This window comes from Gilliamella sp. Gris3-2 (genome assembly GCF_001690345.1).
GTDB lineage: Bacteria > Pseudomonadota > Gammaproteobacteria > Enterobacterales > Orbaceae > Gilliamella > Gilliamella bombi.
Genome location: NZ_LZHB01000008.1, coordinates 25,473 through 51,765, shown reverse-complemented (window position 1 = coordinate 51,765; position 26,293 = coordinate 25,473). Strand labels below are relative to the sequence as shown.

20 protein-coding genes and 1 tRNA gene are annotated in these 26,293 nt (G+C 34.9%); 4 read left to right on the top strand and 17 right to left on the bottom strand.

From position 1 onward, the window contains the following. Positions 1 to 5 precede the first annotated feature (5 nt). A complete protein-coding gene (gene pntA / locus A9G32_RS01710) occupies positions 6 to 1,538 on the bottom strand; it encodes a Re/Si-specific NAD(P)(+) transhydrogenase subunit alpha (protein ID WP_065590314.1) in 1,533 nt (510 codons plus the stop codon). A 313-nt stretch (positions 1,539 to 1,851) separates the two neighbouring features. On the opposite strand from pntA, the gene mukF reads away from it, so the two are divergent. The 3 genes from mukF to mukB are packed head-to-tail and all read left to right on the top strand — an operon-like array spanning position 1,852 to position 8,367. Continuing rightward, entirely contained in the window at positions 1,852 to 3,174 is a 1,323-nt protein-coding gene (gene mukF, locus A9G32_RS01705; RefSeq protein ID WP_065590313.1) for a chromosome partition protein MukF, read from the top strand. Positions 3,175 to 3,217: 43 nt separating this feature from the next. Next, positions 3,218 to 3,946, top strand: coding sequence for a chromosome partition protein MukE (gene mukE / locus A9G32_RS01700; protein ID WP_080702356.1), 729 nt, complete (start codon positions 3,218 to 3,220; stop codon positions 3,944 to 3,946). A 2-nt stretch (positions 3,947 to 3,948) separates the two neighbouring features. Beyond that, complete coding sequence (gene mukB, locus A9G32_RS01695) at positions 3,949 to 8,367, top strand: chromosome partition protein MukB (protein WP_065590312.1); 4,419 nt, start codon at positions 3,949 to 3,951, stop codon at positions 8,365 to 8,367. 168 nt (positions 8,368 to 8,535) lie between these two features. Here the strand turns inward: mukB and A9G32_RS01690 are convergent, their stop codons facing one another. The 12 genes from A9G32_RS01690 to A9G32_RS01635 all read right to left on the bottom strand — a co-directional run bounded on the left by A9G32_RS01690 (position 8,536) and on the right by A9G32_RS01635 (position 19,641). Then, positions 8,536 to 8,769, bottom strand: coding sequence for a hypothetical protein (locus A9G32_RS01690; protein WP_065590311.1), 234 nt, complete (start codon positions 8,767 to 8,769; stop codon positions 8,536 to 8,538). Positions 8,770 to 8,801: 32 nt separating this feature from the next. After that, positions 8,802 to 9,317 carry a ClbS/DfsB family four-helix bundle protein gene (locus A9G32_RS01685; RefSeq protein WP_065590310.1) on the bottom strand — a complete coding sequence of 172 codons (516 nt, stop codon included), beginning with the start codon at positions 9,315 to 9,317 and terminating at the stop codon, positions 8,802 to 8,804. A 61-nt stretch (positions 9,318 to 9,378) separates the two neighbouring features. After that, entirely contained in the window at positions 9,379 to 9,720 is a 342-nt protein-coding gene (locus tag A9G32_RS01680) for a chorismate mutase (RefSeq protein ID WP_202983932.1), read from the bottom strand. A gap of 323 nt (positions 9,721 to 10,043) precedes the next feature. Beyond that, positions 10,044 to 10,119 (bottom strand) — tRNA-Ala (locus A9G32_RS01675). Positions 10,120 to 10,244: 125 nt separating this feature from the next. Continuing rightward, positions 10,245 to 11,240, bottom strand: coding sequence for a protein translocase subunit SecF (secF, locus tag A9G32_RS01670; protein WP_065590368.1), 996 nt, complete (start codon positions 11,238 to 11,240; stop codon positions 10,245 to 10,247). Positions 11,241 to 11,255: 15 nt separating this feature from the next. Then, the gene (secD, locus tag A9G32_RS01665) at positions 11,256 to 13,112 is read right to left on the bottom strand and encodes a protein translocase subunit SecD (RefSeq protein ID WP_081296705.1); all 1,857 of its coding nucleotides are present in this window, start codon (positions 13,110 to 13,112) and stop codon (positions 11,256 to 11,258) included. A 68-nt stretch (positions 13,113 to 13,180) separates the two neighbouring features. Next, the gene (gene yajC / locus A9G32_RS01660) at positions 13,181 to 13,510 is read right to left on the bottom strand and encodes a preprotein translocase subunit YajC (RefSeq protein WP_065590308.1); all 330 of its coding nucleotides are present in this window, start codon (positions 13,508 to 13,510) and stop codon (positions 13,181 to 13,183) included. A 186-nt stretch (positions 13,511 to 13,696) separates the two neighbouring features. After that, positions 13,697 to 15,433 carry an NADH-quinone oxidoreductase subunit N gene (locus A9G32_RS01655; RefSeq protein WP_065590307.1) on the bottom strand — a complete coding sequence of 579 codons (1,737 nt, stop codon included), beginning with the start codon at positions 15,431 to 15,433 and terminating at the stop codon, positions 13,697 to 13,699. A 6-nt stretch (positions 15,434 to 15,439) separates the two neighbouring features. Next, entirely contained in the window at positions 15,440 to 16,984 is a 1,545-nt protein-coding gene (locus tag A9G32_RS01650) for a complex I subunit 4 family protein (protein ID WP_065590306.1), read from the bottom strand. Between the two features lie 17 nt (positions 16,985 to 17,001). Beyond that, on the bottom strand, positions 17,002 to 18,738 hold the full coding sequence (locus A9G32_RS01645) for an NADH-quinone oxidoreductase subunit 5 family protein (RefSeq protein WP_176701299.1): 1,737 nt from the start codon (positions 18,736 to 18,738) through the stop codon (positions 17,002 to 17,004). A gap of 107 nt (positions 18,739 to 18,845) precedes the next feature. Further along, positions 18,846 to 19,148 (bottom strand): NADH-quinone oxidoreductase subunit NuoK, encoded by a 303-nt coding sequence (nuoK, locus tag A9G32_RS01640; RefSeq protein ID WP_034912410.1) that lies wholly within the window; start codon positions 19,146 to 19,148, stop codon positions 18,846 to 18,848. Between the two features lies 1 nt (position 19,149). Further along, positions 19,150 to 19,641, bottom strand: coding sequence for an NADH-quinone oxidoreductase subunit J family protein (locus tag A9G32_RS01635; RefSeq protein ID WP_034912407.1), 492 nt, complete (start codon positions 19,639 to 19,641; stop codon positions 19,150 to 19,152). 345 nt (positions 19,642 to 19,986) lie between these two features. On the opposite strand from A9G32_RS01635, the gene ppc reads away from it, so the two are divergent. Further along, positions 19,987 to 22,638: a phosphoenolpyruvate carboxylase gene (gene ppc / locus A9G32_RS01630; protein ID WP_065590304.1), complete on the top strand. Its 2,652-nt coding sequence runs from the start codon at positions 19,987 to 19,989 to the stop codon at positions 22,636 to 22,638. Between the two features lie 23 nt (positions 22,639 to 22,661). Here ppc and A9G32_RS01625 read toward each other — a convergent pair whose 3' ends face one another. From A9G32_RS01625 to nudB, 4 genes are all read right to left on the bottom strand, one after another. Then, entirely contained in the window at positions 22,662 to 23,726 is a 1,065-nt protein-coding gene (locus A9G32_RS01625) for an SEL1-like repeat protein (RefSeq protein ID WP_065590303.1), read from the bottom strand. A gap of 123 nt (positions 23,727 to 23,849) precedes the next feature. Further along, entirely contained in the window at positions 23,850 to 25,313 is a 1,464-nt protein-coding gene (gene ubiD, locus A9G32_RS01620; RefSeq protein WP_065590302.1) for a 4-hydroxy-3-polyprenylbenzoate decarboxylase, read from the bottom strand. Between the two features lie 92 nt (positions 25,314 to 25,405). Then, positions 25,406 to 25,822, bottom strand: a complete 417-nt coding sequence (locus tag A9G32_RS01615; RefSeq protein WP_065590301.1) for a hypothetical protein — start codon at positions 25,820 to 25,822, stop codon at positions 25,406 to 25,408. An 11-nt stretch (positions 25,823 to 25,833) separates the two neighbouring features. Then, the gene (nudB, locus tag A9G32_RS01610) at positions 25,834 to 26,286 is read right to left on the bottom strand and encodes a dihydroneopterin triphosphate diphosphatase (protein WP_065590300.1); all 453 of its coding nucleotides are present in this window, start codon (positions 26,284 to 26,286) and stop codon (positions 25,834 to 25,836) included. Between the last annotated feature and the right edge of the window lie 7 nt (positions 26,287 to 26,293).

Here is a 26,293-nt window from a genome sequence, read left to right as displayed (position 1 = left end):
CTCCTTTACTTGCCACGTTGGAACATTTTTAGCATTCTTTGGGTAACAAAGAATCCACCAAAAATATTGATACTAGCAATTAAAATAGCAACAAAAGCAATTGCCGTAGTTAAGCCATTATCATCACTGATTTGCAAAATTGCTCCGACTAATATAATTCCAGAAATTGCATTAGTTACCGACATTAGAGGTGTATGCAAAGAATGTGTAACATTCCATACAACGTAGTAACCAACAACGCAAGATAATGCAAATACAGTAAAATGCCCTAAAAAGCTTTCAGGAACGGAGTTTGCAAGCCAGAAGAAAGCAATGAGAACTAAAGCTAAAATACCATATTTTTTGCGAGGATCCATTGGCTTTGGTTCTGGTTTAACAATTGGCTCTGCTGCTTTTTTCTGAGGTTGAGCAGATACTTGAATCGGTGGTGCTGGCCAAGTGATTTCTTTATCTTTAACCACAGTTACACCACGAATTACAACATCTTCAAAATTGATATCAATATTACCGTCTTTTTCTTTAGCAAGCAGTTTTAATAGGTTAACAATGTTAGTACCATAAAGCTGTGATGCTTGTGCTGGCATACGATTAGCTAAATCAGTATAACCAACAATTTTAACATTGTTATCTGTTTCGAAAATTTCACCTGGTTTAGTTAATTCACAGTTACCACCAGTTAATGCAGCCAAATCAACTATAACACTACCCGGTTTCATTGATTCAACCATTTCTTTCGAAATGAGTTTTGGAGCTGGTTTACCTGGAATTAGTGCAGTTGTTATGATGATATCAACATCTTTAGCTTGTTCTGCAAACAGTGCCATTTCAGCTTCAATAAAGGCCGCTGACATCTGTTTAGCATAACCGTCACCAGAACCTGCTTCTTCTTCAAAATCTAACTCTAAAAAGTCAGCGCCCATGCTGTTAATTTGTTCGGCAACTTCAGGGCGAGTATCAAAAGCACGAACAATTGCACCCAAACTTACTGCAGCACCAATTGCTGCTAGGCCTGCAACACCTGCTCCAATAACTAATATTTTAGCTGGAGGTACTTTACCAGCAGCAGTAACTTGCCCTGTAAAGAATCGACCAAATTGGTTTGCTGCTTCAATAACTGAACGATAACCAGCAATATTAGACATTGAGCTTAATGCATCTAGAGATTGTGCACGTGAAATACGTGGTACACAATCCATAGCCATTACAGTAATATTTTTGGCGGCTAACTTTTCTAATAGTTCTTTATGTTGAGCTGGATAAATATAACTAATAAGGGTTGAACCCTCTTTCATTAAAGAAATTTCATCGTCGCTTGGCGCATGAAACTTCAAAATTAAATCATTTTGCCAAATGTCTTGTGCATTTTGAATTGTAGCCCCAGCATCAATAAAAGCTTGGTCTTCATAATGAGCAGCATGGCCAGCGCCTTGTTCTACGGAAACTGTAAAACCCAGTTTTAACAGTTGTCCAACAGTTAAAGGAGTCGCTGCAACTCTAGCTTCATTGGCTAACCGTTCTTTAGGTATACCGATATGCATTTCGTTACGTCCTTATGTTAGTTTATTGTATGTAAGTTGATTTTAGCATAAATAGGGTTCTGTGCGAGTAGTGAATCTATTTTTTATTCAAGAAATAAGATTTTTAAATTATTTGAGTAATATTTATTAATTAATATTATAAGGCTATATCGAAATAGCTATAATTTAAATAAAACAGTTTTAATGCTTTCATCGAATTCCATTACAAATTTACTCTATATTGTTATATAATTGGCGTTATTTTTGTGTCTACCTTGAAGTGTAAACTTTAAGGCATGATTCGATTTTGTTCTCCTTGAATTAAGGATTTTTTATGATTGATTTTTCCCAATCAGTGCCAGAACTGGTCTCTTGGGCAAAAAAGAATGATTTTTCGATCGCTTTGCCTGTGGAAAGGTTAGCTTTTTTATTAGCTATTGCCGTATTAAATAGCGAACGTTTTGACGGTGAAATGACGGAATCTGAATTAATTGATGCTTTTAGGCATGTTTCACAAATTTTCGAGCAGAGTGAAGACACTATTACATTGCGAGCCAATAATGCTATCAATGATTTGGTACGCCAACGCTTAATCACACGTTTTGCAAGTGAAATGACAGACGGTTTCTCGATTTATCGTTTAACTCCGTTAGGTATAGGTATTTCTGATTATTATATTCGCCAACGTGAATTCTCAACGCTGCGTTTATCCATTCAGTTATCTATTGTTGCGCAAGAGTTAAAACGAGCTGCAGATGCAGCCATCGAAGGTGGTGATGATTTACATTGGCATCGAAATGTCTTTGCTCCATTAAAATATTCAGTCGCTGAAATTTTTGATAGTATCGATATCACACAACGAGTGATGGATGAACAACAAGCTGATGTTAAACAAAATATTTCTGCCCTATTAAGTCAAGATTGGCAAGCAGCAATTAGCAGTTGTGAAGGGTTGCTGACTGAAACATCACAAACATTGCGGGAGTTACAAGATACTTTGGCTGCTGCAGGTGATAAATTACAAGCCAGTTTACTTTTAATACAAGATGCGACGCTTGATAATCCAGAACTCGATAAAATCAACAATGTAGTTATGGATCTGCAAGGTAAACTAGATCGCATTATTGGTTGGGGGCAAAAAGCGATTGACCTTTGGATCGGTTATGATCGCCATGTTCATAAATTTATTCGTACTGCTATTGATCTAGATAAAAATCGTGTGTTTTCACAACGCTTACGAAAATCGATTCAAGGATACTTTGATTTGCCTTGGTCACTCACTTTTGCTAATGCCGATCGCTTACTAGATATGCGTGATGAAGAATTGGCTTTACATGATGCTGAAGTAACTGGGGAATTACCGTCGGAACTTGAATTTGAAATGATTGAAGAGATTCAAGAACATATTATTGCTCATATTGAACAAAATTTAATGGTATTTAAGCAAGAAAATAAACCACTTGATATGGGCGCTACCATTCATAGCTATTTGGCTCAGTTCCCGCGCGAACAACATTTTGATATAGCAAGATTATTTATTGATCAAGCCATTCGTCTCGGTATTGCTGAAGATGATTGGCTTGGAATTCCTGCCGAATGGAAACCTATTAACGATTATGGAGCTAAGGTACAAGCACATGTCATCAACAGATACTAACGATTTCGAAACACAACAAACTGCACATCATCTAGATGAAGTTATGGGGCGCATAGTCGCTAGTTCTCAGGCTTCTATCGATAAATATATGCCCGTTAAGTTGGCCCAAGCAATTGCTAATCCGATCTTTCCAGAACTGGATAGTTTACTACGCTCTGGCCGTCATATTGGTATTGATGAGCTTGATCATCATGCTTTTCTAATGGATTTTCAACTTGAGCTTGAACAATTTTATCAACGTTATAATGTTGAGCTAATCCGTGCGCCTGAAGGATTTTTCTATCTTCGTCCTCGCTCAACAACATTGATTCCTCGTTCAGTATTATCGGAGCTTGATATGCTTGTTGGCAAAGTACTTTGTTATTTGTATTTAAGTCCCGAGAGATTAGCGCATGAGGGGATTTTTACCTTACAAGAATTGTTTGATGAACTGGTTTCATTAGCAGATGAAAGTAAGTTACTCAGATTAGTAAACCAACGTTCAACAGGTTCAGATTTAGATCGCCAAAAACTATTTGATAAAGTGAAAACAGCGCTAAATCGCCTGCGTCGACTAGGTATGATTTTTTTTATTGTTGGTAATGACAGTAGCCGTTTTCGCATTAACGAATCAATTTTCCGTTTTGGTGCGGATGTACGAAGTAGTGATGACGCACAAGAAGCGCAATTACGCCTAATTCGAGATGGCGAAGCAATTAAAATCGAATCAGCACTTATTTTAGATGATAATAATGAAGAACAAGATGAAGATGTTAATGAGGAGACTGAATAATCATGATTGGACACGGTAAATTTCACTCATTAACGCTAATTAACTGGAATGGTTTTTTTGCACGAACTTTTGAGCTTGACCAATTAGTTACGACATTATCTGGTGGTAATGGTGCTGGTAAATCAACTACCATGGCGGCATTTGTAACTGCATTAATACCTGACTTAACTTTATTACACTTTAGAAATACAACCGAAGCTGGAGCCACATCAGGCTCACGAGATAAAGGCTTGCATGGTAAATTAAAACCAGGCGTCTGTTATTCTATGCTGGACGTAATTAACTCACGGAATCAAAGAATTATTTGTGGTGTACGTTTGCAACAAGTAGCAGGGCGAGACAAAAAAGTCGATATCAAGCCTTTTTTATTGCAAGGATTATCTATCAGTGTAAGCCCAACAGAGTTGGTTACGGAGCGTTTAAATGATAAACAAGCGCGAATTTTATCGTTACCAGAGTTAAAAGATAAAGCCGAATCAATGGAAGGCATTATCTTTAAACAATTTAACTCAATTACTGATTATCATTCGGTTATGTTTGATTTTGGTATTTTACCAAAACGCTTACGCTCTCCATCTGATAGAAGTAAATACTACCGTTTGATTGAGGCATCACTTTATGGTGGTATCTCAAGTGCTATTACTCGTTCCCTACGTGATTATTTATTACCAGAAAATAGTGGTGTGCGAAAAGCTTTCCAAGATATGGAAGCCGCATTACGCGAGAATCGGATGACGTTAGAAGCTATTCGAGTAACTCAATCAGATCGTGACTTATTTAAACACTTAATTACTGAGTCAACTAATTATGTGGCAGCTGATTATATGCGCCATAATAATGAACGCCGAGTTCATATAGAATCAGTACTTGGCCTGCGTCGTGACATGTTTAAAACGCAAGATCTGCTTATAAGCAATCAATACCGCCAAGTTGAAATGGCAAAAGAACTTAAAGAATATCAAGATGCGCAAAATGATTTGGAAACCGATTTACAGGCTGCTAATGATCACCTCAATTTAGCGCAAACTGCATTACGTCAACAGGAAAAAATCGACCGTTATCAAGCAGATTTAGATGATTTAAACTTAAAGTTAGAAGAACAAAACGAAGTGGTACTTGAAGCGAATGAACAGTACCAAACCTATCGTGAGCAAGTAGAACAAACAGAACAAGAAGTTGACGAAATCAAGACTCAATTAGCTGATTATCAACAGGCTCTTGATGTTCAACAAACACGTGCAATTCAATACCAACAGGCCTTACAGGCGTTAAAAAATGCTCAGTCATTATGCCAGTTACCAAAATTAGATATTAGTAATATTGAAAATCACTATGAATTGTTTGAAGAAAAGCAAAAAGAGATCACGGAACAAGTTCTTGAACTTGAGCAAAAATTAAGTGTATCTGATGCGGCAATTAATCAGTTTGACCGTGCTTATCAATTAGTGATTAAATTAGTCGGCAATGTTACCCGAAGTGACGCTTTTGCGGCAGCTAAAGAAGCATTAAGACAATGGCCATCACAATGTTACCAAGCAGAACAAGCCGAGCATTTACAGCTACAACTAGATGAGCTAGAACAACGATTTTTTGAACAAAAAGAAGCAGAATCGTTATTAACACAATTTTGTAAACGTATTGAACGCCAAGTTAATTACGATGAACTAGATGATTTAAAGCAAGAACTTGAATTGCAATTAGACGAAACAGCCGAACGAGCTAATGAATCTAGCGAAAAACGTATCGAATTTAGGCAAGAGCTTGAACAAATTCAATCAAAAATAGCTGATTATCGTCAAAAAGCTCCATTATGGTTGAAAGCACAAGATGCATTAATCGCTTTACAAGAACAAACTAGCGAACAGTTTAATAACAGTCAAGATGTCACTCAACATATGCAAAAACTGCTAGAAAAAGAGCGAATACTTGTTACTGAGCGAGACCAAATTAGTTTTAGACGCAACCAATTAGATGTTCAAATTGAGCAACTAAATCAACCTAGTGGTGTCGATGATGGACGTTTGTCTTCGTTAGCAGAACGATTTAATGGTGTATTACTTTCTGAAATTTATGAAGATGTAACAATTGATGATGCACCTTACTTTTCTGCATTATATGGTCCATCAAGACAAGCTATTGTTGTACCAGATTTATCATTAGTTAAACAGCAATTAGAAAACCTTACCGCAAGTGATGAAGATTACCCTGAAGATATCTATTTTATCGAAGGTGATCCTTCATCATTTGATGATAGTGTTTTTGATTGTGAGGAGATGAATAAAGCGGTACTTGTCAAAACGGGCGATCGTCAATGGCGATTCTCAAGCTTTCCTAAAGTACCACTATTTGGTCGTGCAGCTCGTGAGATTCACCTTGAAAAATTATCTGCCGAACGTGATGAATTACATGAGCGCTATGCAACTATCTCATTTGATTTACAAAAATTACAACGAATTGAACAAAATGTTGGGCAATTTATTGGTCAACATTTAGGAGTTGCTTTTGATATCGATCCTGAAGCTGAAGCGCAAAAATTAACGACAAGACGCACTGAAATTGAACGACAATTATCGTCTCAGGAAAGTATTGATAAACAAAATCAGCAACAAGTTACTAATTGCAAAGAACAATTAGCAACCATAAATCGCTTGGTTGCGCAAATGCATTTATTGGCTGATGATGATCTGGCCGATAGGGTTGACGATTTACGTGAACAAGTAGCACAAGCACAAGAATCTGCGCAATATGTTAGTCGTAATGGTAATACCGTTTCAGAACTTGAACCAATTTTAGCTGTTTTACAAAGTGATCCTGAACAAAATGAGGCTTTACGAGAACAATACAATACAGTTAAAGCACAACAACAGACTATCCGCCAACAAGTTTTTGCCTTAACTGAAGTAATGCAACGTCGTGCCCACTTTAGCTATGAAGACTCGGCTGGTATGCTAAATGAAAATAGTGATTTAAATGAAAAATTACGTTCTCGCTTAGAAGTCGTCGAAGTTCAAAGAACTGAAGCGCGCAGTCAGATGCAACAGTATCAAGACAAATACAATCAATATAACCAAACGCTAGCTTCGCTTAAAAGTGCATTTGAAACTAAGCGAGATATGTTGCATGAGCTACAAAAAGAAATTGAACAAATTGGGGTAAAAGCCGATGCGATCACTGAAGAACGTGCTCGATTACGTCGTGATGAAATCCATCAAAAATTAAATAATAATCGTCAACATTGTACATCGCTTGAAAAGCAACTCATTATGTGCGAAAGCGAAATGACACAATTACAAAAACGACTAACTCAAACACTGCGAGATTATAAGCACCTACGCGAACAGGTAGTGCAAGCCAAAGCGGGGTGGTGTTTAGTCTTAAGGCTTGTTAAAGAAAATAGTGTGGAACGGCGTTTACATCGACGTGAACTTGCTTATTTAAGTGCTGATGAATTGCGCTCAATGTCAGATAAAGCATTAGGTTCCTTACGTTTAGCTGTTAATGACAATGAACATTTACGGGATGTATTAAGACTATCAGAAGATCCAAAACGCCCAGAACGTAAAATCCAATTCTATATCGCTGTTTACGCACATTTGCGTGAACGAATTCGCCAAGATATTGTTAAAACTGACGATCCAATTGAAGCCATTGAACAGATGGAAATTGAATTGTCACGCTTAACAGAAGAACTCACTTCGCGTGAACAGCAACTGGCAATTAGCTCGAAGAGTGTATCGAATATTATTCGTAAAACCATACAGCGCGAACAAAATCGTATTCGTATGCTTAACCAAGGATTACAAGCAGTGGCATTTGGTCAAGTTAATGGCGTGCGTTTAAATGTCAATGTTCGCGAAGCTCATTCAACTCTTTTAGCTGCACTTGCCGATGAGCAAAATGAACATCAAGATCTATTTAGTAATAATCGTATTACCTTCTCAGAAGCGTTAGCTAAACTCTATCAACGTTTAAATCCACATATTGATATGGGACAACGAACTGCTCAAAATATTGGTGAAGAACTGCTAGATTATCGAAATTATCTTGAAATGGATGTTGAGGTGAATCGAGGTGCAGATGGTTGGTTACGTGCTGAAAGCGGTGCATTATCAACGGGTGAAGCAATTGGTACAGGTATGTCAATTTTACTTATGGTGATTCAAAGTTGGGAAGAAGAATCCAAGCGACTTCGGAATAAAGATATTTTGCCATGTCGTCTACTATTCTTAGATGAAGCAGCTCGACTAGATGCCAAATCAATTGCAACACTATTTGAACTTTGTGAACGATTAGAAATGCAATTAATCATTGCTGCTCCAGAAAACATCAGTCCTGAAAAAGGAACAACCTATAAACTCGTACGTAAAGTTATCAATAACCAAGAACATGTGCATGTAGTTGGTTTGAAAGGCTTTGCTTAATTCCTGCTTTGCCGACATTGTCGGCAAAACTTTACAATTTTTGTAAAAAAGTTTCAGGTAATTATACGTTTCAGTATAAATATCTTAAAAATAGATACGAAATCAAAAAATTGACTATCATTGTTCAATTGAAAAGTTGGATGCACTTGCTGCTCATAAAAAGGGATATTACGTATTGTTGACTAAACTCAAAATATTACTTATTGCCGTTTTTGCTTGATGGCTATTTTTCCAACAAGTTGAACTTATTAATAATGCACCTTTGTTAAGGATTTCATCTAAACTAGCATTACGCAATTTATCGAAAGAAGCGAACTTCATCTCTTCAAGCCTTTCAATAATTTTGGTACCCACGAATTTAAGCTCCATCAACTGCTGTCGTTCTGTTTCTGTAAAGGCCATATTATTCTCCTTACATTATATTGAATATAATTTTAAACTGATGCATTTAGCTTTTTCCACTTTCTTATTTTTGCTCTAAACGATTTAAAAGGCGCCACAGAATTGATATGGATAAATCGAGCAACAGTCCAAGATTCAGGATAAGGTTTAGTCCAATTACGGCTATCTTTTATAAACAAAGTGTCTTCGTTCAAAGATTGAATCCAATCATTCCAAATGGTGATTTGCTGATTAAATGCTTGAATTAATGCCTGTAATGATAGGTATTGATATGTTTTATAAAATTGCCGATACAAATTACCCAATTGATTCCATTTGTATCCAGGGGCCGGTAATTCAGGTGTTTGACCAGCAAGCTCATCATCATCCCAAGATTTCACCAAATTAAGCCAACCTAGTTGATAAGCAATCATTTGTGCTGGAGTACGATCAACACCCTCCACTAAGGTGTCTTTTTGTGATTCAGACAAAACTGTAAACTCATCAATAAACAACTTGGCCGTTTTGTTTATTTCATCTAATAACTGCTGTTTAGTTGCATAAGCCATGTCACCTACTTCTTATGAGATCATTCATATCTTTAAAGATAACATAAAATCAATATCTTATCTAAATATTTTTAATGAAATCTCTGTTTTTATTTTCTTTGTTTTTGAAATATTTCAATTCTTCATCGATAAAATATCGTACTAGATTTGCATATAGATCTTTGATGATTTCGCCATTAAGTCCTAATTCATTCGACCATTGTTTTCGTTGCTCTAGCATACTGTCAAAACGTTCTTTGGCTTGTACGTCAGTGGTATTTTTCTTGAACTTACTGGCAGCTTTGACGTATTCAAAGCGTGTAGCAAGCAATTTAATTATGGAATGGTCAATCTGATCTATTTCGGCACGAATGTGGTTCATATTCTCACATTTGTTTGGCGCTTGGGTAGGTTTATAAGTCACGATTTTATACCTTTTGTTTATTTAACTTTTTATATCCTATCACTATTAGATTATGCACAAAAGTATCACTTAGTAGATGTCATCATTGCACTATATTTATATATACAAAATTGATTGTGCACTTTTAATAGAATTGAGTTTAATATTTGGAGATATTCAATAATTAATTGATTTTTTTATTTATTAAATCAATTTCGTTTTTCATTGATACCGCCCAATAACACAATAATATAACTAAAAATTTTGTTTATATCCTGCTAGTAAAAGATTCGCTGATTTTTTGTATTTTAATGGGTTTTAAAGGATCTTACAGAATATTGAATTGGTGGAGCCAAGGGGGATCGAACCCCTGACCTCAACGCTGCCAGCGTTGCGCTCTCCCAGCTGAGCTATGGCCCCAAATGAAAGGGATAAAACTGTGGCTAATAATATGCAACTAAACGATAAGTGTCAATTAGTTTGGTACTATTTGTTTGAAAAACAGTCTAATAAAACTCTGCCAATTAATGGCAGAGTTCACATAATTAACGCAATATTGAAGGTTGATCTGCACCTTCAGCTTCAATTTTTGGTGGCATAAAGTGTTCACGTTTTACGCCTAATTTGAGTGACATATACGCAGCCACATAAATTGATGAGATTGTACCAAGCACAATACCAACGCCTAATGTTTCAGAGAAACCTTTTAACATTGAACCGCCAAAGATATACAAAATGATGACTACTGCAAGGGTTGTTCCTGATGTCATCAAAGTACGGTGCAATGTTTGTGTTAACGAGATGTTGATAACATCATAAGGCTCTGCTCGTCGAATCTTTCTAAAATTCTCACGAATTCGGTCGAAAACTACAATGGTATCATTGAGCGAATAACCAATTATCGATAACATTGCAGCAATGATAGTTAAATCTAGTTCTCGTTCAAATAACGATAGATAACCTGCGGTGATGATAACATCATGCGCTAAGGCAACAACGGCACCAGTACCAAATCGCCATTCAAAACGAAAGGCAATATAGATTAAAATACACACTAATGCGGCGCAGATTGCCAAAATACCATCTTGGGCAAGTTCAGAGCCTACTGTTGGTCCTACAAATTCAATACGTTTGATTTGAGCATCGGCATCAATATCTTTATGTATTAAATTGGAAATTTTTGTACCTAGTGCATTATCAATAGCAGATGACGTACTGCCATCTTCTTGTTTAGCTGAAGGTAATCGAATAATGATATCTTTACTGCTACCATAATATTGTACTATCGGCTCATGATAGCCAGCGTCGCGTAAACTGTTACGAAGGTCATCAAGGTTAACCACTTTTGTTACTGTGAGTTCTACTGTCGTACCGCCAGTGAAGTCTTGTCCTAGATTAAATCCTTTAACAAAAATAACCACAAACGATGCAACTACCAATAACATTGAAATAACAAAAGCAATAAAGCCAAATTTTAAAAAGTCGAGGACTCTGCGACCATGATTTAAATCTCTAACATCATGATTTTCTTTTTTATTAATAACCACAATAAACCTCTAAATTGATAACTTATTAACACGGCGTCCGCCATAAATAAGATTGGCTAATGCGCGAGTACCAACAATCGATGTAAACATTGATGTTACAATACCGATGCCTAATGTAATGGCAAAGCCTTTAATTGAGCCTGTACCAACAGCATAAAGAATAACAGCTGTAATTAATGTTGTTAGGTTGGCGTCAAAAATACTGCTCCAAGCACCAGCATACCCTTCATTAATTGCATGCTGAACACTGCGTCCATTGCTAAGTTCTTCTTTTATTCTTTCATTAATCAGTACGTTGGCATCAACAGCCATGCCAACGGTTAACACAATACCCGCAATACCTGGCATGCTTAGCGTTGCCCCAGGAAGTAAAGACATTGCACCAACAATTAAAATTAAGTTAGCAACTAACGCAAGGCTAGCAAATACGCCAAACAGACGATACATCACTAACATAAAGATGACTGAAATCGCTAAACCCCATGCGCAAGATTCTAACCCTTGAGTTATATTTTCTTGCCCCATTGATGGTCCAACAGTGCGCTCTTCAATGATTTGAATCGGAGCAATTAAAGCTCCTGCACGTAATAATAATGATAAATTTTTAGCTTCATCAATATTACCAATACCCGTTACCTGAAAACGGTCACTGAAAATACCTTGAATCGTTGCTACATTGATAACACGCTCTTGTTTTTCAAGAATTGGTTTATCGTTTTCATCACGTTTACCAGTGTCTTTGTATTCAACAAACAATGTTGCCATCGCTTTATGAAGATTTTTTTGGGTAAAATCAAACATTCTTTTACCCCCCGAGCCATCAAGAGTAATTGCAACTTCGGGTTGGCCATATTGATTAGTACGATATGAAGAATCAGTTATATGATCCCCTGTTAATACAATACGCTTATAAAGTAATACTGGGCGGCCGTTCTCCATATATTTAATTTCTGAGCCATAAGGAACACGCATATCACCCTTTAAGATAGCTGGCAAGTTAGGAGAGCTTTCTTCATTAACTTGTCTAAATTCAAGTGTTGCTGTTGCTCCCAAAATGCGTTTAGCTAATGCTGTGTCTTGTATACCAGGTAATTCAACAACTATACGATCTGCTCCTTGGCGTTGAACAATTGGTTCAGCTACACCCAACTGATTAACACGATTTCGTAAAATTGTAGTGTTTTGTTGTACAGCATCATTTTTGGCTTGTTGTAACCGTTGTTCACTAACATTAATTACAATAGCATTATCTCTTTGAGAAACAACTTTGAAATCTTGTATACCGTTGATCTTAGTGATAGCTTTATTGCGATCTTCAGTATTGTCAAATTGTATTAAAATTTGCTGATTACTATCTTTACTGATCGTTTTATAATTTAATTTGCTATTAGTAAATTCGGTTTTTATGTTTTCAATAGATTGTTCGGTGAGTTTACTTAATGCGGTTGTCATATCAACTTCCATTAAAAAGTGAACACCACCGCGTAAATCGAGACCAAGCTTCATTGGTTCTGCACCTAACACCGTAAGCCAAGTTGGTGTTGCTGGTGCTAAATTTAATGCAACGATATACTGCTCACCTAATGCTTCGGATATAATTTCTTTTGCTTTAAGCTGTGTATCGTTATCACCAAGACGAATTAAAATGGACTTATTTTCGTAAACCAGTGATTTTGGTTCGATATGATTATCAGTTAAAAGTTTTTTGATTTTATCTTGCGTAGCAACGTTAATTTCAGCAGTATCTGATCCTGAAATTTGTATAGCAGGATCTTCACCATAAATATTTGGAAGTGCATAAAGAAGGCCGAGGCAAATTACGACGACCAACATAATGTACTTCCACAAAGGATAACGGTTTAACACGACATATTCTCTTGTGGTATTAGGTAATTAATACAATGAACAATAATAGCGAATAAATACTATTTCTATTATAATGATTTCATTGTCCCTTTTGGTAAGACTGATGTAATAAAGTCACGTTTGATCACAACTTCAGTCGTATCATTTAATTCTAACGCAATGTAACCATTTTCGTTAACTTTTGATACACGACCAATAAGTCCACCATTAGTTAACACTTCATCACCTTTTGAAATAGAAGCCATTAGATCACGATGAGCTTTGGCACGTTTTTGCTGAGGTCGCATAATCATAAAATAGAAAAATAAGCCAAATACAACTAACATAATTGGCAGAATATAATCACCACCTGGCTGGTTACCATCAGCTGCATAAGCATTAGAGATTAAAAATTCCATATTGGTCCTCTTGATTAAAATAAATTTTAAAGGTCGGAATTATAACATAATAAATTAAGCTATTATTAACTATTTCTTGTCAAAAAGTTTCAGGTAACTATGCGTTCTAGTATAAAAACGAAGCATTCAATGCTACCTAGGCTGATATAATTCCGCCAATAAAACGATGTGGCAGATAAATGGTAATTAGGTGGTCAAATATTGCGCCATACTGACTAAATTAAATAGCCATTTAGGGTATATTCCACAAAGCATCGTCAATAAAGCACATAACACAATGATTAATTCACTTATTCTAATATCAGTCCATTTTAATTTAATTGAAGATTTGCTTGATATTAGATCATCACGACAAACTGGTCTTATATAAAGGTTGATAATTAAGCGAGCATAGAAGTAAAGGCCTAATGCACTGCCAATAACAACGGCTGCGACTAGCCACCATAATTCGGCAGTTACACCTAATAACACTAATAAAAATCGCCCAACAAATCCCGCAGTTAAGGGAGTTCCTGCTAAAGATAAAAGTCCAACTCCCATGGCTAATGCTAGAATTGGCCTTCGCCAAAATAGTCCTGATAGGTCAATTTCGTTTTCATGATCTTGAAGTTCATCAGAGTGTGAATCTAAACTGATCGCACCTAAAATACAGATATTAGCTAAAATATATCCAATTAGATAAACACCAATAGTTTCTAATGCTAATACTTGATATTGCACAGCTATTAATGCCGTTAATAAATATCCAAAATGTGCTATCGATGAATAAGCTAATAGTCGCTTTAAACTACTTTGCATTAGCGCCAATAAGTTACCCCACAGAATAGAGCAAAACGCCATAATAACTAAAATAATACGAATAGTTTCATTGTTAACAATAGGTGCCAATAAAAAAAGTCTTGCGATAGCACAAAAAATTGCAACTTTTCCGACTGTTGATAACAATAAGGCGACTATTGTTGGTGCACCTTGATAAACATCTGGTAACCAAAGTTGAAATGGTACAAGAGATAATTTAAAACCGATGCCGACTAGCATTAAGCACACACCTATCAGTAATAATAGACTTGGATAAGACATTGTTGAGAGTTGATAACTTAAACCACTAAAAGTAAGTTCTCCAGTAGTTGCATAATAAAAAGCAATCCCCATTAATAAAAACACGCTGGCGATAGCAGATAAAATCATGTATTTAACTGCGGCTTCCAATGAATGAGTCTGCGTATATTGATAACCAATTAATCCAACAAATGGAATAGATAATAGTTCGATCCCAATAAAAAATGCAATTAAATGGCTTGCGTAAACAAGTGTTACACCACCTAATGCCATGAAAAGTAAAATTAAATAAAATAATCCATGATGATTCTGTTCTTGTTTAAACCAGCGATAAGCAAAACATGCAACTGAAATAGATATCATTAAAATCAAACTGGTGTAAAGTAGCCCATAGCCATCACAAGTAAAAAGAGCTGTGATATGGTGTGCTTTCCACTCGTCTGTTGACTCATCATCAATATTCGAATTATCCCTAAAATTAGAATTAGTATCGATATTTTTATTGTCAATGCTATTATCTTCGGTATTACTATCAATATTTAAAGTTTCATCTTCATTAGATGATTCGGTCGTTTCTGTAGACACCGTATCAATTGCAATAGTTTCTTCACTCGATCGGATTTGTTCTTTAGCTGGCTCTGAAATCGATGCTGATATTTGCATATTATCACTGCTGATATCAGTAATAGCTTGAGTACTAAAAGAAATTTTATATCCAACCATCACAGAGCAAATTAAAGCACAGGTTAATCCGCATACCGTTAAAATAGCACATCCTTTGGTACTTAGCTTAAAAGCAAATAGTAAAGATAAAAAAACGATGATGGCTAGACTTAATACAAAAATGGGAGATAAAGCTATCATAGTTTATTACTCCCCTACCCGCTCTATGGTTATGTATTGCTGTGTTTGATTCACGACAGAATAAGACATATCTAAAACTACTTGAGGATATAAACCGATAAAAATAAGTACACTTAAAATACTTGATAATAATAAAAGATCTTTCTTACTAAGCCGGCATTTTGTTGCAGCTCCTTTATCAACTACACCATAAAAAATTGGCTGTATACGTACAATAAATGAAATGGACAGTAATAATAAACCAATTACTAGTAAAATTGTATAATAGGAAAAAGCATTATAACTACCAAGCAACATCATATAATTCCCAATAAAATTAGCCGTACCAGGAATGCCTAACACTGCCAATATAAAAAACAAAGTAAAAGAAGATAAATAAGGCACTCTTTCTTTAAGCCCAACAAATTGATTTATATTTCGCGTTGAATAACATTCAACTAATAATCCACTAATTATAAACATACCGACGATTGCCAAATTGATGGCTATCATTTGAATAACCACACCTTGATAAGCAAGAACAGAACCACTATAGATTATTGCAGTTACAAATCCCATTAAAGCAATATGAATATAAGCTATTAGCTTTTTAATATCAGTTTGGTTAAAAGCAAGTAAAGCAGCATAAACAACCGTAAGTAGTGCAAATGCTAACATTAACGGCATAATAATGATTGATGCATTAGGAAATAATGGTATAACAAAACGCAATAAGCCAAATGCAGCTGTGTTAAGTAATAATCCACTAATCATCATTGAGCCAGTTGTTGAAGATTCAATATGGGCTTCAATAAACCAACCATGAAATGGAACAAATGGTATACGAACGATAAAAGCAGCTAAAAATCCAAGCATAATTAAAAATTCAGTATAACTTGAAATTGGCGTTTTGGTTAATTCTTGATAATCAAACGTCCAATGTCCTGTTAAATTCCAGTTAATCAAAGCTAATGAAACTATCGAAATTAGCATAAGTAAACTGCTCACTTGAGTATAAATCAGGAATTTACTTGCACCATTAAAACGCAATTGCGAACTTGAATCTCGTCGTCCCCATAAGGAGATTAAAAAATAGATGGGGATTGCTACAGCTTCCCAAAAGAAAAACATTAAAAATAAGTCAGTGATTACAAATAACATCATGATTGCCGATGTCATAAATAATAGACATAAGTAAAATAGACCAAGATTGTTTAAGCTTTCTTTACTAGAATAGATAATAGTCAATAATACAATAAATAAGGTTGAGGTAATAACAACCATAGATAAACCATCTAAGACAAGATGAAAACGAATTCCTAATAGAGGGATCCATTCTAGATTAACTTCTTTTACCCAATTTCCCCCTTGATTTAATATATTTATAGCATCTATCCATAATAATATCGACATCAATAATGTAAGAAAAATAGTAATAAAAGCTACAATTATTGGTAATTTTGACCAACGCATTTGTACATTGGCTGAAACAACGCCTCTTTGTAAACATACATGGCATAACCAACCAATAAATCCGCCTATTATAGGTAAAAAAACGAGCCATAATAACATGAATGATTACACCTTTATTAAATAAAAATCAGTAGCATTAATATGAAAATACTACCTATAACCATCGAAACCATATACCACCGAATTTGCCCATTTTCTAGATCAACGGTGAACGCGTTTACTTTTTTGATTCCCCTCATTATCCAATTATCCCAAAAAGCTAGTGGATCTTTTTTCAAAAAACGGGCTAAATAGACATAAGGTTTAACAAATAAAGTATGCAATAAATAATCATAATGCCAATCACTATTACATAAACGTAAAAGGAATTTAACCATTGGCGTATTTAGAATTTCTTGTACTTCGCTATTTGGATGAGCATATAAAATATAAGCAATCAAAAAACTCAATCCAGTCACAGCTACTAGAAGTAGTTGAAAAGGTAACTGCCCATTAGTATCTAACTCAGCTATCGGAATAATACCTTGAGTTGGTAATGGGAAGTAGATAAATAAAGCTGTAGTAAATATTAATAAGATGAAAATTGGTAAATAACTTAACCACTTGGTTTTAGTAAAATCATACTGTTTTTGTTTACGATAAAAAACCATTGAAATTAAGCGCCAAATACCTAAACTAGAAAGTAAAATACCAAACAAACCAATGGTTCCTAATATCAATTTATCTTGAGTCATTAAACCCAATATGATATCGCCTTTAATATAAAATGATGATGAAACCCAAGGCATAGCACTAAGTGATAGCATGATTAACAAAAATATCGCATATAACATCGGAAACGTTTTAAGTAAACCACCTAGTTTACTGATATCTCGTTCACCTTGACATTTCTTAATTAAAATAGATGAAGCTAAAATTAGCAATGTGCTTGTTACGACATAATTAATTAAGCAATTAAGAGATAAACTCCAACTTTTTGTTGAAAAAGCATAAAATAAATAGCTAATTTGCGTTAAATTAATATATGTAACAATTCGTTTAATATCATACTGCACTAATGCAATGGTGCTAGCAAATAATATAGTCAATGATGAAATCATTGCTATAATAACAAGAACATCGCTCGACATCATAAACAAATCACTAAGTCTTAAAACTAAATAGACACCAGCTAAAATTACTGTTGAAGATTGCAATAAAGCCATCGCAGGCATTGGAGCTAATGTTGTTTCAGCAAACCATGAATGCATAGGAAATAGTGCCGACTTGCCCATTGCCCCAAGGAATAGCATTAGAGTAATCCAAAATATGATATCAGAATCAACAGCCAAATTATCATGTGCTTGCGTCAAAACGTCACGGATATTTAATGTTTCTAGAGTTTGATACAGTAAAAATATACCAATAATTAGAAAAATATCAGTTAAATGCATAATCACAAATGCTCTAACTGCAGCATAACCATTACGAGGCTGTTTATAGTAAATACCAATGAGCAAGTATGCACTTATACTCAAACCTTCCCAACCCATTAGCATAACAAACAAATTATTGACCAATATTATAGTTAATATGCTAGCAATTAATAAATTACTGTAAGCATAAAAGGTGTAAATATCTTTTTTTGAAGTTAAATCACAAGCTGCAAAAAGATAGACCCAAAAACCAAAAAATGAAATCAACGCTAAAAAGGTTAATGATAATCCATCCAAGGTTAAGGAAATAGGTACTGAAAAGTCACCTACCGAAAACCAATTCCACAGTGGTCGAGTATAAACTAAGGTCATATCAGGTACTGTATTTGAACTAAAATCGATACAAGAAAATACAGTAATTAATGCTATTATCAGCATAGTAGTAATACCAATAATTATCACATTAATTGATCTGATATGTCTTCCCAAGCTCACCAATACTAAAAAAGAAAATAAGGGAACAATAATAGTTAAATAAAGTAAATTCATCCTTTCATTTCACTCAATGAGTCAATATTAAATGTTTTTCGACGGTAAAATAGTTTTATCATCAATGCAAGACCGACACAAACTTCGGCTAAGGCAGTTATTACTGCTAATATAGCAAGTACTTGCCCATCAGATTGTTGCCAATAGCTACTTGCTGCAAACAACGCAACTATAACCCCATTATTCATAATAATAAGGCTAAGTAATAAAAAATAGAAATGGCGTCGAATCATTATTCCTAACAAACCAATCACAAATAAAATAGAAGCAAGAATAAGACTATGTATGAGTGGAATCATATTATTTCTCCAACATAAGCCGATGCATAAAATGATAAGCAATCACAACTGCGCCCAATAGTAAAAACAGTGCCAATTCAGCTATCAAAATGTATGCATATTTAGACATTTCATGCATTAATTCATGAGACTCTTTCAGTTCTGAATAGTCAGTACTTACTACACTATAAATTAGGGCGACTAATAATACAAATGCTAAGACAAGTGGACCTAACCAGATTTTAGGACTAATTCCTTGCTTGTGGTTTTCAACATTATCATCTTTAATTTTCAAAATTGAAGCGACAAGTAAAAAAAGAGTTACCGATCCACCAATAAACAGTAAAATATATAAAATAGCTGAATAATATGTATTAAGTAGAATAAATATTAATGCTGAAGCAAAAAGTGAAATAACAAGATATAAAATTGCTTTATCAACACGTAAACTACTAATTACTTTTATACTAGCAACGACAGCAATAATCGACGCGATATAAAAAACAGCAATCATTAAATAATCCAATGTGTATTCATAATATAGCTAGTATATACCCAAATGATATCAAGATACAGTTTACCACTGTATTCATAAAAAATAATCCTGTTAAATAAGTTTTCTAATGAATATTTCTAATATCGAATAAACATTCGAAATCTAATTTTTCATGATAGATATAATTAAAACAACTAAAACAAATAAAAACCATAAAATTTTATTATTTAAATTCAAAATCAAATTGTAATAAAGTATAACTTATGCACATTAATCAACATTATACCTATCCCATTAAATTGTCATTTTGATTCATACAGCTTAAAGGTGCTTAGGCATAATAAAATCGAAGACGAGAAAATCATGAATAACCAATACTCATCAATGAGAAGTAATGTCAATATGTTAGGTACTTTACTAGGGAACGCAATCAAACGTGCTACCGGTAATGAAACATTTGATTTAGTTGAAATGGTAAGACAATTATCAAAATCAGCTCAACAAGGAGATACTCAAGCTCATAATGAGTTACTTAAATTAATTGAAAACCTTAATGATGACGATTTATTACATGTTGCACGGGCATTCAATCAGTTTTTGAATTTGGTCAATACAGCCGCTGAGTATTATGGTATTTCACCCCATGGGGAAGCTTCTAGTAGTCCTAAAAAAATGACCGAATTATTTAGCACACTAAAAAACCTTAATTTTTCAAATCAAACTATTACAAAAGCAATTAATGATTTGTCAATTGAATTAGTATTGACCGCACACCCGACCGAAATCAATCGCCGAACGATGATTAATACTTATACAGCCATAAATAACTGTCTATCACAACTGGACCATGATGATTTAGCTGACTACGAAATTGAGCGCATTATGCGACGTTTGAAGCAGTTAGTTTGTCAGGCTTGGTATACTGATGAAATACGTAAAAAACGCCCTACTCCAATTGATGAAGCGAAATGGGGATTCTCAGTCATTGAAGATAGCTTATGGAATGGTGTACCTCTATTTTTACGTGAACTTAATGACCAATTAGTTGATGCGTTTGATGAACAATTATCGGTTGATCATGTCCCTATTAAATTCACCTCATGGATGGGGGGAGATCGTGATGGTAATCCAAATGTCACAGCAAAAATAACAGAAAAAGTCATGTTACAAGCCAGATTAAAGGCAATTGAGTTATTTTTAGCAGATATTCAAATACTTGTTCGTGAACTTTCAATGACGGAATGCAGTAATTCGGTCATTGAACTGTTAGATGAAAAAAACAAAAACGTTTCAGAGCCATATCGAGCTGTAATGAAGCAGTTACGAACACGTTTAATCAAAACTCACAACTATATTGAAGCTTTATTGAATAATGAACCTATATTAGCGCCTTGCGATATTTTGATTAAAAATGAGCAGTTGTGGAATCCGCTTTATGTATGTTATGAATCGTTAATTGACAATGGAATGTCAACAATTGCTCATGGACCATTGTTAGACACACTGCGTCGTATAAAAAGCTTTGGGTTACAATTAGTCAGATTAGATATCCGTCAAGACAGTTCAGTACATACAGAAGCGCTCGACGCATTAACCAAAGAACTTAACTTAGGTAACTATGCTCAATGGTCTGAAGAAGAAAAACAAGCATTTTTATTAACGGAGTTAAAATCAAATCGACCGTTATTACCTTACAGTTGGCAACCAGATCAAATGGTTCAAGAAGTATTAGACACTTGTCGTGTAATAAAAAAAGCAGGCGAAGAATCAATTGCTTCTTATGTAATTTCAATGGCTAAAGCACCTTCTGATATTTTAGCGGTTTATCTATTATTAAAAATCGTTGACTGCCAAAAACACATTCCCATAGTACCGTTATTTGAAACTCTAGAAGACTTAAATAATGCTAAATCAGTCATGCAAAAACTATTGGATATACCTTGGTATTATAATAAAATTCAAGGTAAACAGATGGTAATGATAGGTTATTCTGATTCGGCTAAAGATGCTGGCACTCTTGCCGCGTCTTGGGCACAATATCGGTCACAAGAGGAATTAGTTAACTTATTTGAAAAATATAATATTAATTTGGTGTTATTCCATGGACGAGGAGGATCAATTGGTCGAGGGGGCGCACCAGCTCATGCCGCACTACTTTCGCAACCACCAGGATCATTAAAAGGAGGACTTAGAGTTACTGAACAAGGAGAAATGATCCGCTTTAAACTCGGCCTGCCAGAGGTTGCTCTCAGTAGTCTTATGCTTTATACCTCAGCTATTTTACAAGCCAACTTATTACCACCTCCAGAACCTAAACAGGAATGGCGCAGTATCATGGACGAAATGTCAGAAATTTCATGTAATTGTTATCGTAGTTATGTACGAGAACGTTCTGAATTTGTTGATTATTTTAGAGCAGTAACACCAGAGGTTGAATTAGCCAGATTACCACTAGGCTCAAGGCCACAAAAGCGCCGAATAGGTGGAGGGATTGAAAGTTTACGAGCTATTCCTTGGATTTTTGCTTGGACACAAAACCGTTTAATGGTGCCATCTTGGCTCGGTGCAGGTAGTGCACTAAGAGCTATTATTGGAGAAGGCAGACAAAACATTCTTAAAGAGATGTACCACAATTGGCCTTTCTTTAATGCCCGATTAGGTATGCTTGAAATGGTTTACGCAAAATCTGCGCCAAATATTCACCAATATTACGAACAACGTTTAGTCGACCCTGCATTATGGCCATTAGGTGAAGAATTAAGAAATTTGCTAACCCAAGATATCAATACAGTATTAACTATCACTGATGATATTAGTTTAATGGCTGATTTACCTTGGATCGCAGAGTCGGTAGCATTACGTAATACTTACATTGAACCATTAAACTTATTACAAGTAGAGTTACTAAGTCGCTCACGAAAAAACAACGATAATAATAATGAAAACATTATAGTTGAACAAGGGCTAATGATCACCATCTCAGGAATCGCAGCGGGTATGAGAAACTCTGGATAAATTAAAAAAGGCTAATGCCTTTTTTAATTTTCTGGTAATAATTGTTCTAAATAAGCTTTAGCGTCTTGATCTCCTTGCTCGCTAGCTTTAGTAAACCAATAAATAGCACGCTCTTGATCTTTATCCGTACCTTCACCTTCTAGATATTTAACACCTAAATTATATTGAGCATCAACACTGCCCTGCTCTGCAGCTTTTAGATACCATTCAACGGCTTTTTCCTCGTCTTTAGGCACTCCTCCACCTACATCATACATCACACCAATATTATATTGAGCATCAGCGTTACCAGCTTCAGCGGCTTTAGTAAACCAATATGCCGCTTGCGTATTGTCCGGTTTAGTTCCTGTACCTGTTACATACATAATTGCTAAATTGTACATCGCTAATACATGGCCATGCTCTGCCGCTTGTGTATAAAAATAGCTAGCTGCCACATAATCTTGGGTTAAACCATCGCCATTTTCAGACATTAACCCCAAATAATATTGTGCTTCTGGAATATTATCTTTAGCTGCTTTACTAAACCAATCAGCTGCCGTCATGCGATCTTCTTTTACGCCATCACCAAAAAAATACATAATACCAAGATTTAGATAAGCGTCATAAATACCTTCATCACCAGCCTGTGTAAAATAATCAATCGCAGTCGGTATGTTTTTTTCTACTCCATTGCCTTCTTTATACATTAAAGCTAAATTATATTTAGCTAATGCATAATTTTGATCTGCCGCTAATTTAAAATATTTAAATGCTTTATTTAAATCAGGTTCAGTACCTAAACCACTTTGGTACATAAATGCTAAATTATTTTGTGCTTTGGCAAGCCCTTGTTCAGCCGCTTTTTTATACCAGAAAAAAGCTCGAACATCACTAACCTCAACACCTAATCCTTGTTTATAAATATTTCCTAATGAGTACTGAGCTTCTGAGTTCCCTTTTTCTGCAGACAAACGTAAAGAAGGGAGCAATGAATCTGACGCTTTAAGCTTTAATTGAGTATCATCTGATTGCGTCTTATAATTTGTAGCCATTGCACTATAAGAAATAGATAACAATAGTACTAATAATATTTGAAATTTTTTCATATTTTTATGATTATTATGACATCTAAAATAATTATACATAATTGTAAGCAAAGGGAATAGTTTTGTTTAATTCTTATAGTTGCTATTTTATTTATACAATTAATATTAGCTAAAAATACAATTCTATAAACCTAATTCGTCCCATATTTCGTCAATATGGGCAATGACTTTTGGATCTTTCTTAATTATCTTTCCCCATTCACGATTTGTTTCACCTGTCCATTTATTGGTAGCATCTAAACCCATTTTAGAGCCTAATCCTGATACAGGTGAAGCAAAGTCCAAATAATCGATCGGTGTATTATCAATAAAAGTCGTATCCCGATGAGGATCCATACGTGTCGAAATAGCCCACATTACATCTTTCCAGTCACGTGCATTAATATCATCATCACAGACAATTACAAATTTGGTATACATAAATTGTCGTAAATACGACCAAATTCCCATCATAACTCGTTTAGCATGACCTGGATATTGCTTTTTAATAGTAACAATTGCAATACGGTATGAACATCCTTCTGGCGGTAAATAAAAATCAACAATTTCAGGGAACTGCTTTTGTAAAATTGGAATAAAAACTTCATTCAAAGCAAGTCCCATAATTGCGGGTTCATCTGGTGGTCTACCTGTATAAGTTGAGTGATAAATCGCATCTTTGCGGCGAGTTAAGTGCGTTACGGTAAATACGGAAAATTGCTCAACTTCATTATAATAACCTGTGTGATCACCATACGGACCTTCTGATGCTAACTCATTAGGATCAATATAACCTTCAAGAATTATCTCTGCACTAGCTGGAACCTCTAAATCATTTGATAACGATTTGACTACCTCTGTTCGGCTACCACGTAATAATCCAGAAAAAGCATATTCAGGTAGAGTATCTGGCACTGGTGTCACTGCACCTAAAATGGTGGCTGGATCAGCACCAATAGCAATACTAACTGGAAATCTTTCGTTTGGATGTGCTTGTTGCCATTCGGCAAAATCAAGTGCACCACCACGATGTGAAAGCCAGCGCATGATCAATTTATTTTTTCCTAAAAGTTGCAGGCGATAAATGCCCACATTTTGTCGATCTTTATAAGGGCCTTTAGTAATAGTCAGTCCCCATGATAACAGAGGTGCTACATCATCGGGCCAGCAATGCATAATAGGTAAGCGAGTCAAATCCACCTCATCATCCTTAAAAATCACCTCTTGGCATGGTGCTGAAGAACGATGTTTGACTGGCATATTTAGTACTTGTTTATACTTAGGTAATACATTAAAAAATTGCCGTATGCCCTTAGGGGGTTCGGGTTCACGTAAAAATGCCAATAACTCACCAATTTCACGCAAAGCTGAAGTATCTTCACGCCCCATTCCCATTGCAACACGTTTAGCGGTACCAAACAAATTACATAAAACAGGCATATCATAACCAATCGGATTTTCGAATAATAAAGCAGGGCCTCCATTACGTAAAACACGATCAGCAATTTCGGTCATTTCGAGATAAGGATTAACAGGAAAAGTAATTTTTTTTAATTCACCTTGTTGTTCAAGATAATCTAAAAAATCTCTAAAATTTGAAAAATTCATTTATTACTACTCCCTGTTACTTAATAGTCTTTAGTTAACCAAATCCTAAAATCATTTTTAATACTTAATACTAATGTAGCTTTGATATTTAACTAGTCTGCATCAAAGTTTTCACTATATATAGGTACTTGTTTATTTTGATTACACTCAACTATTTTAGGTAATAAGGCATCAAATTGTTTTTTATCGATTTCAATAAATTTATCTTGCTCAGCTTGATAAAATAAAAATTGTTCAGATTGATCATCAAATAGAAACGAGGCTATCCAGTCATTTCGATCATCACTATTTTCATTAGCAAATATCTGAATAATACTATTTTCACGTTTTTCAGGTTGATCATGTAATTTATAATCAATTATCTTCTCTGATATTTTAACGTCATACTCATCGAAAATAATATAATCATTTTGATTAGGTTGGCACTTTTTTATATTTATATCGGCATTACAAGTTGGTACAAAAAAACATAAGCAGGACAACGCAACGGCATATAGGCTTAATTTCATTTTCAAACCTCTTAATTAGATTTAATCAAATTGTGAATATTACCAATAGCTTTACTGTTATTTGGAGATAAAGTAAGATTGATTGCTTCATCAATTGTTAACCATTGATAATCTAAATGCTCAGTAAGTACTGGTATTATCTCATTAATAATAGGCAGATAAAACCAATGTTCTTTATTTAGCTTAACTTCTGGTGCATATTTATGTCTAAATTGCGGGAAAATCTCAAATTCAACGGAATACTTTGCATCAATTAACTCAAGATTTTGCCCTATAATATCAATGCCTGTTTCTTCAAAAACCTCACGAATTGCTGTTTCTCGTGGTAGCTCATTATTTTCCATACTACCTGTTACTGATTGCCAAAAACAAGGGTCGTCTTGGCGCTGTAACATAAGGCAACGGTTTGTTGTCTGGCAGAAAATCACCACCAGAACAGATTCAGGTTTTTTGAATTTTCGCATCAAATAT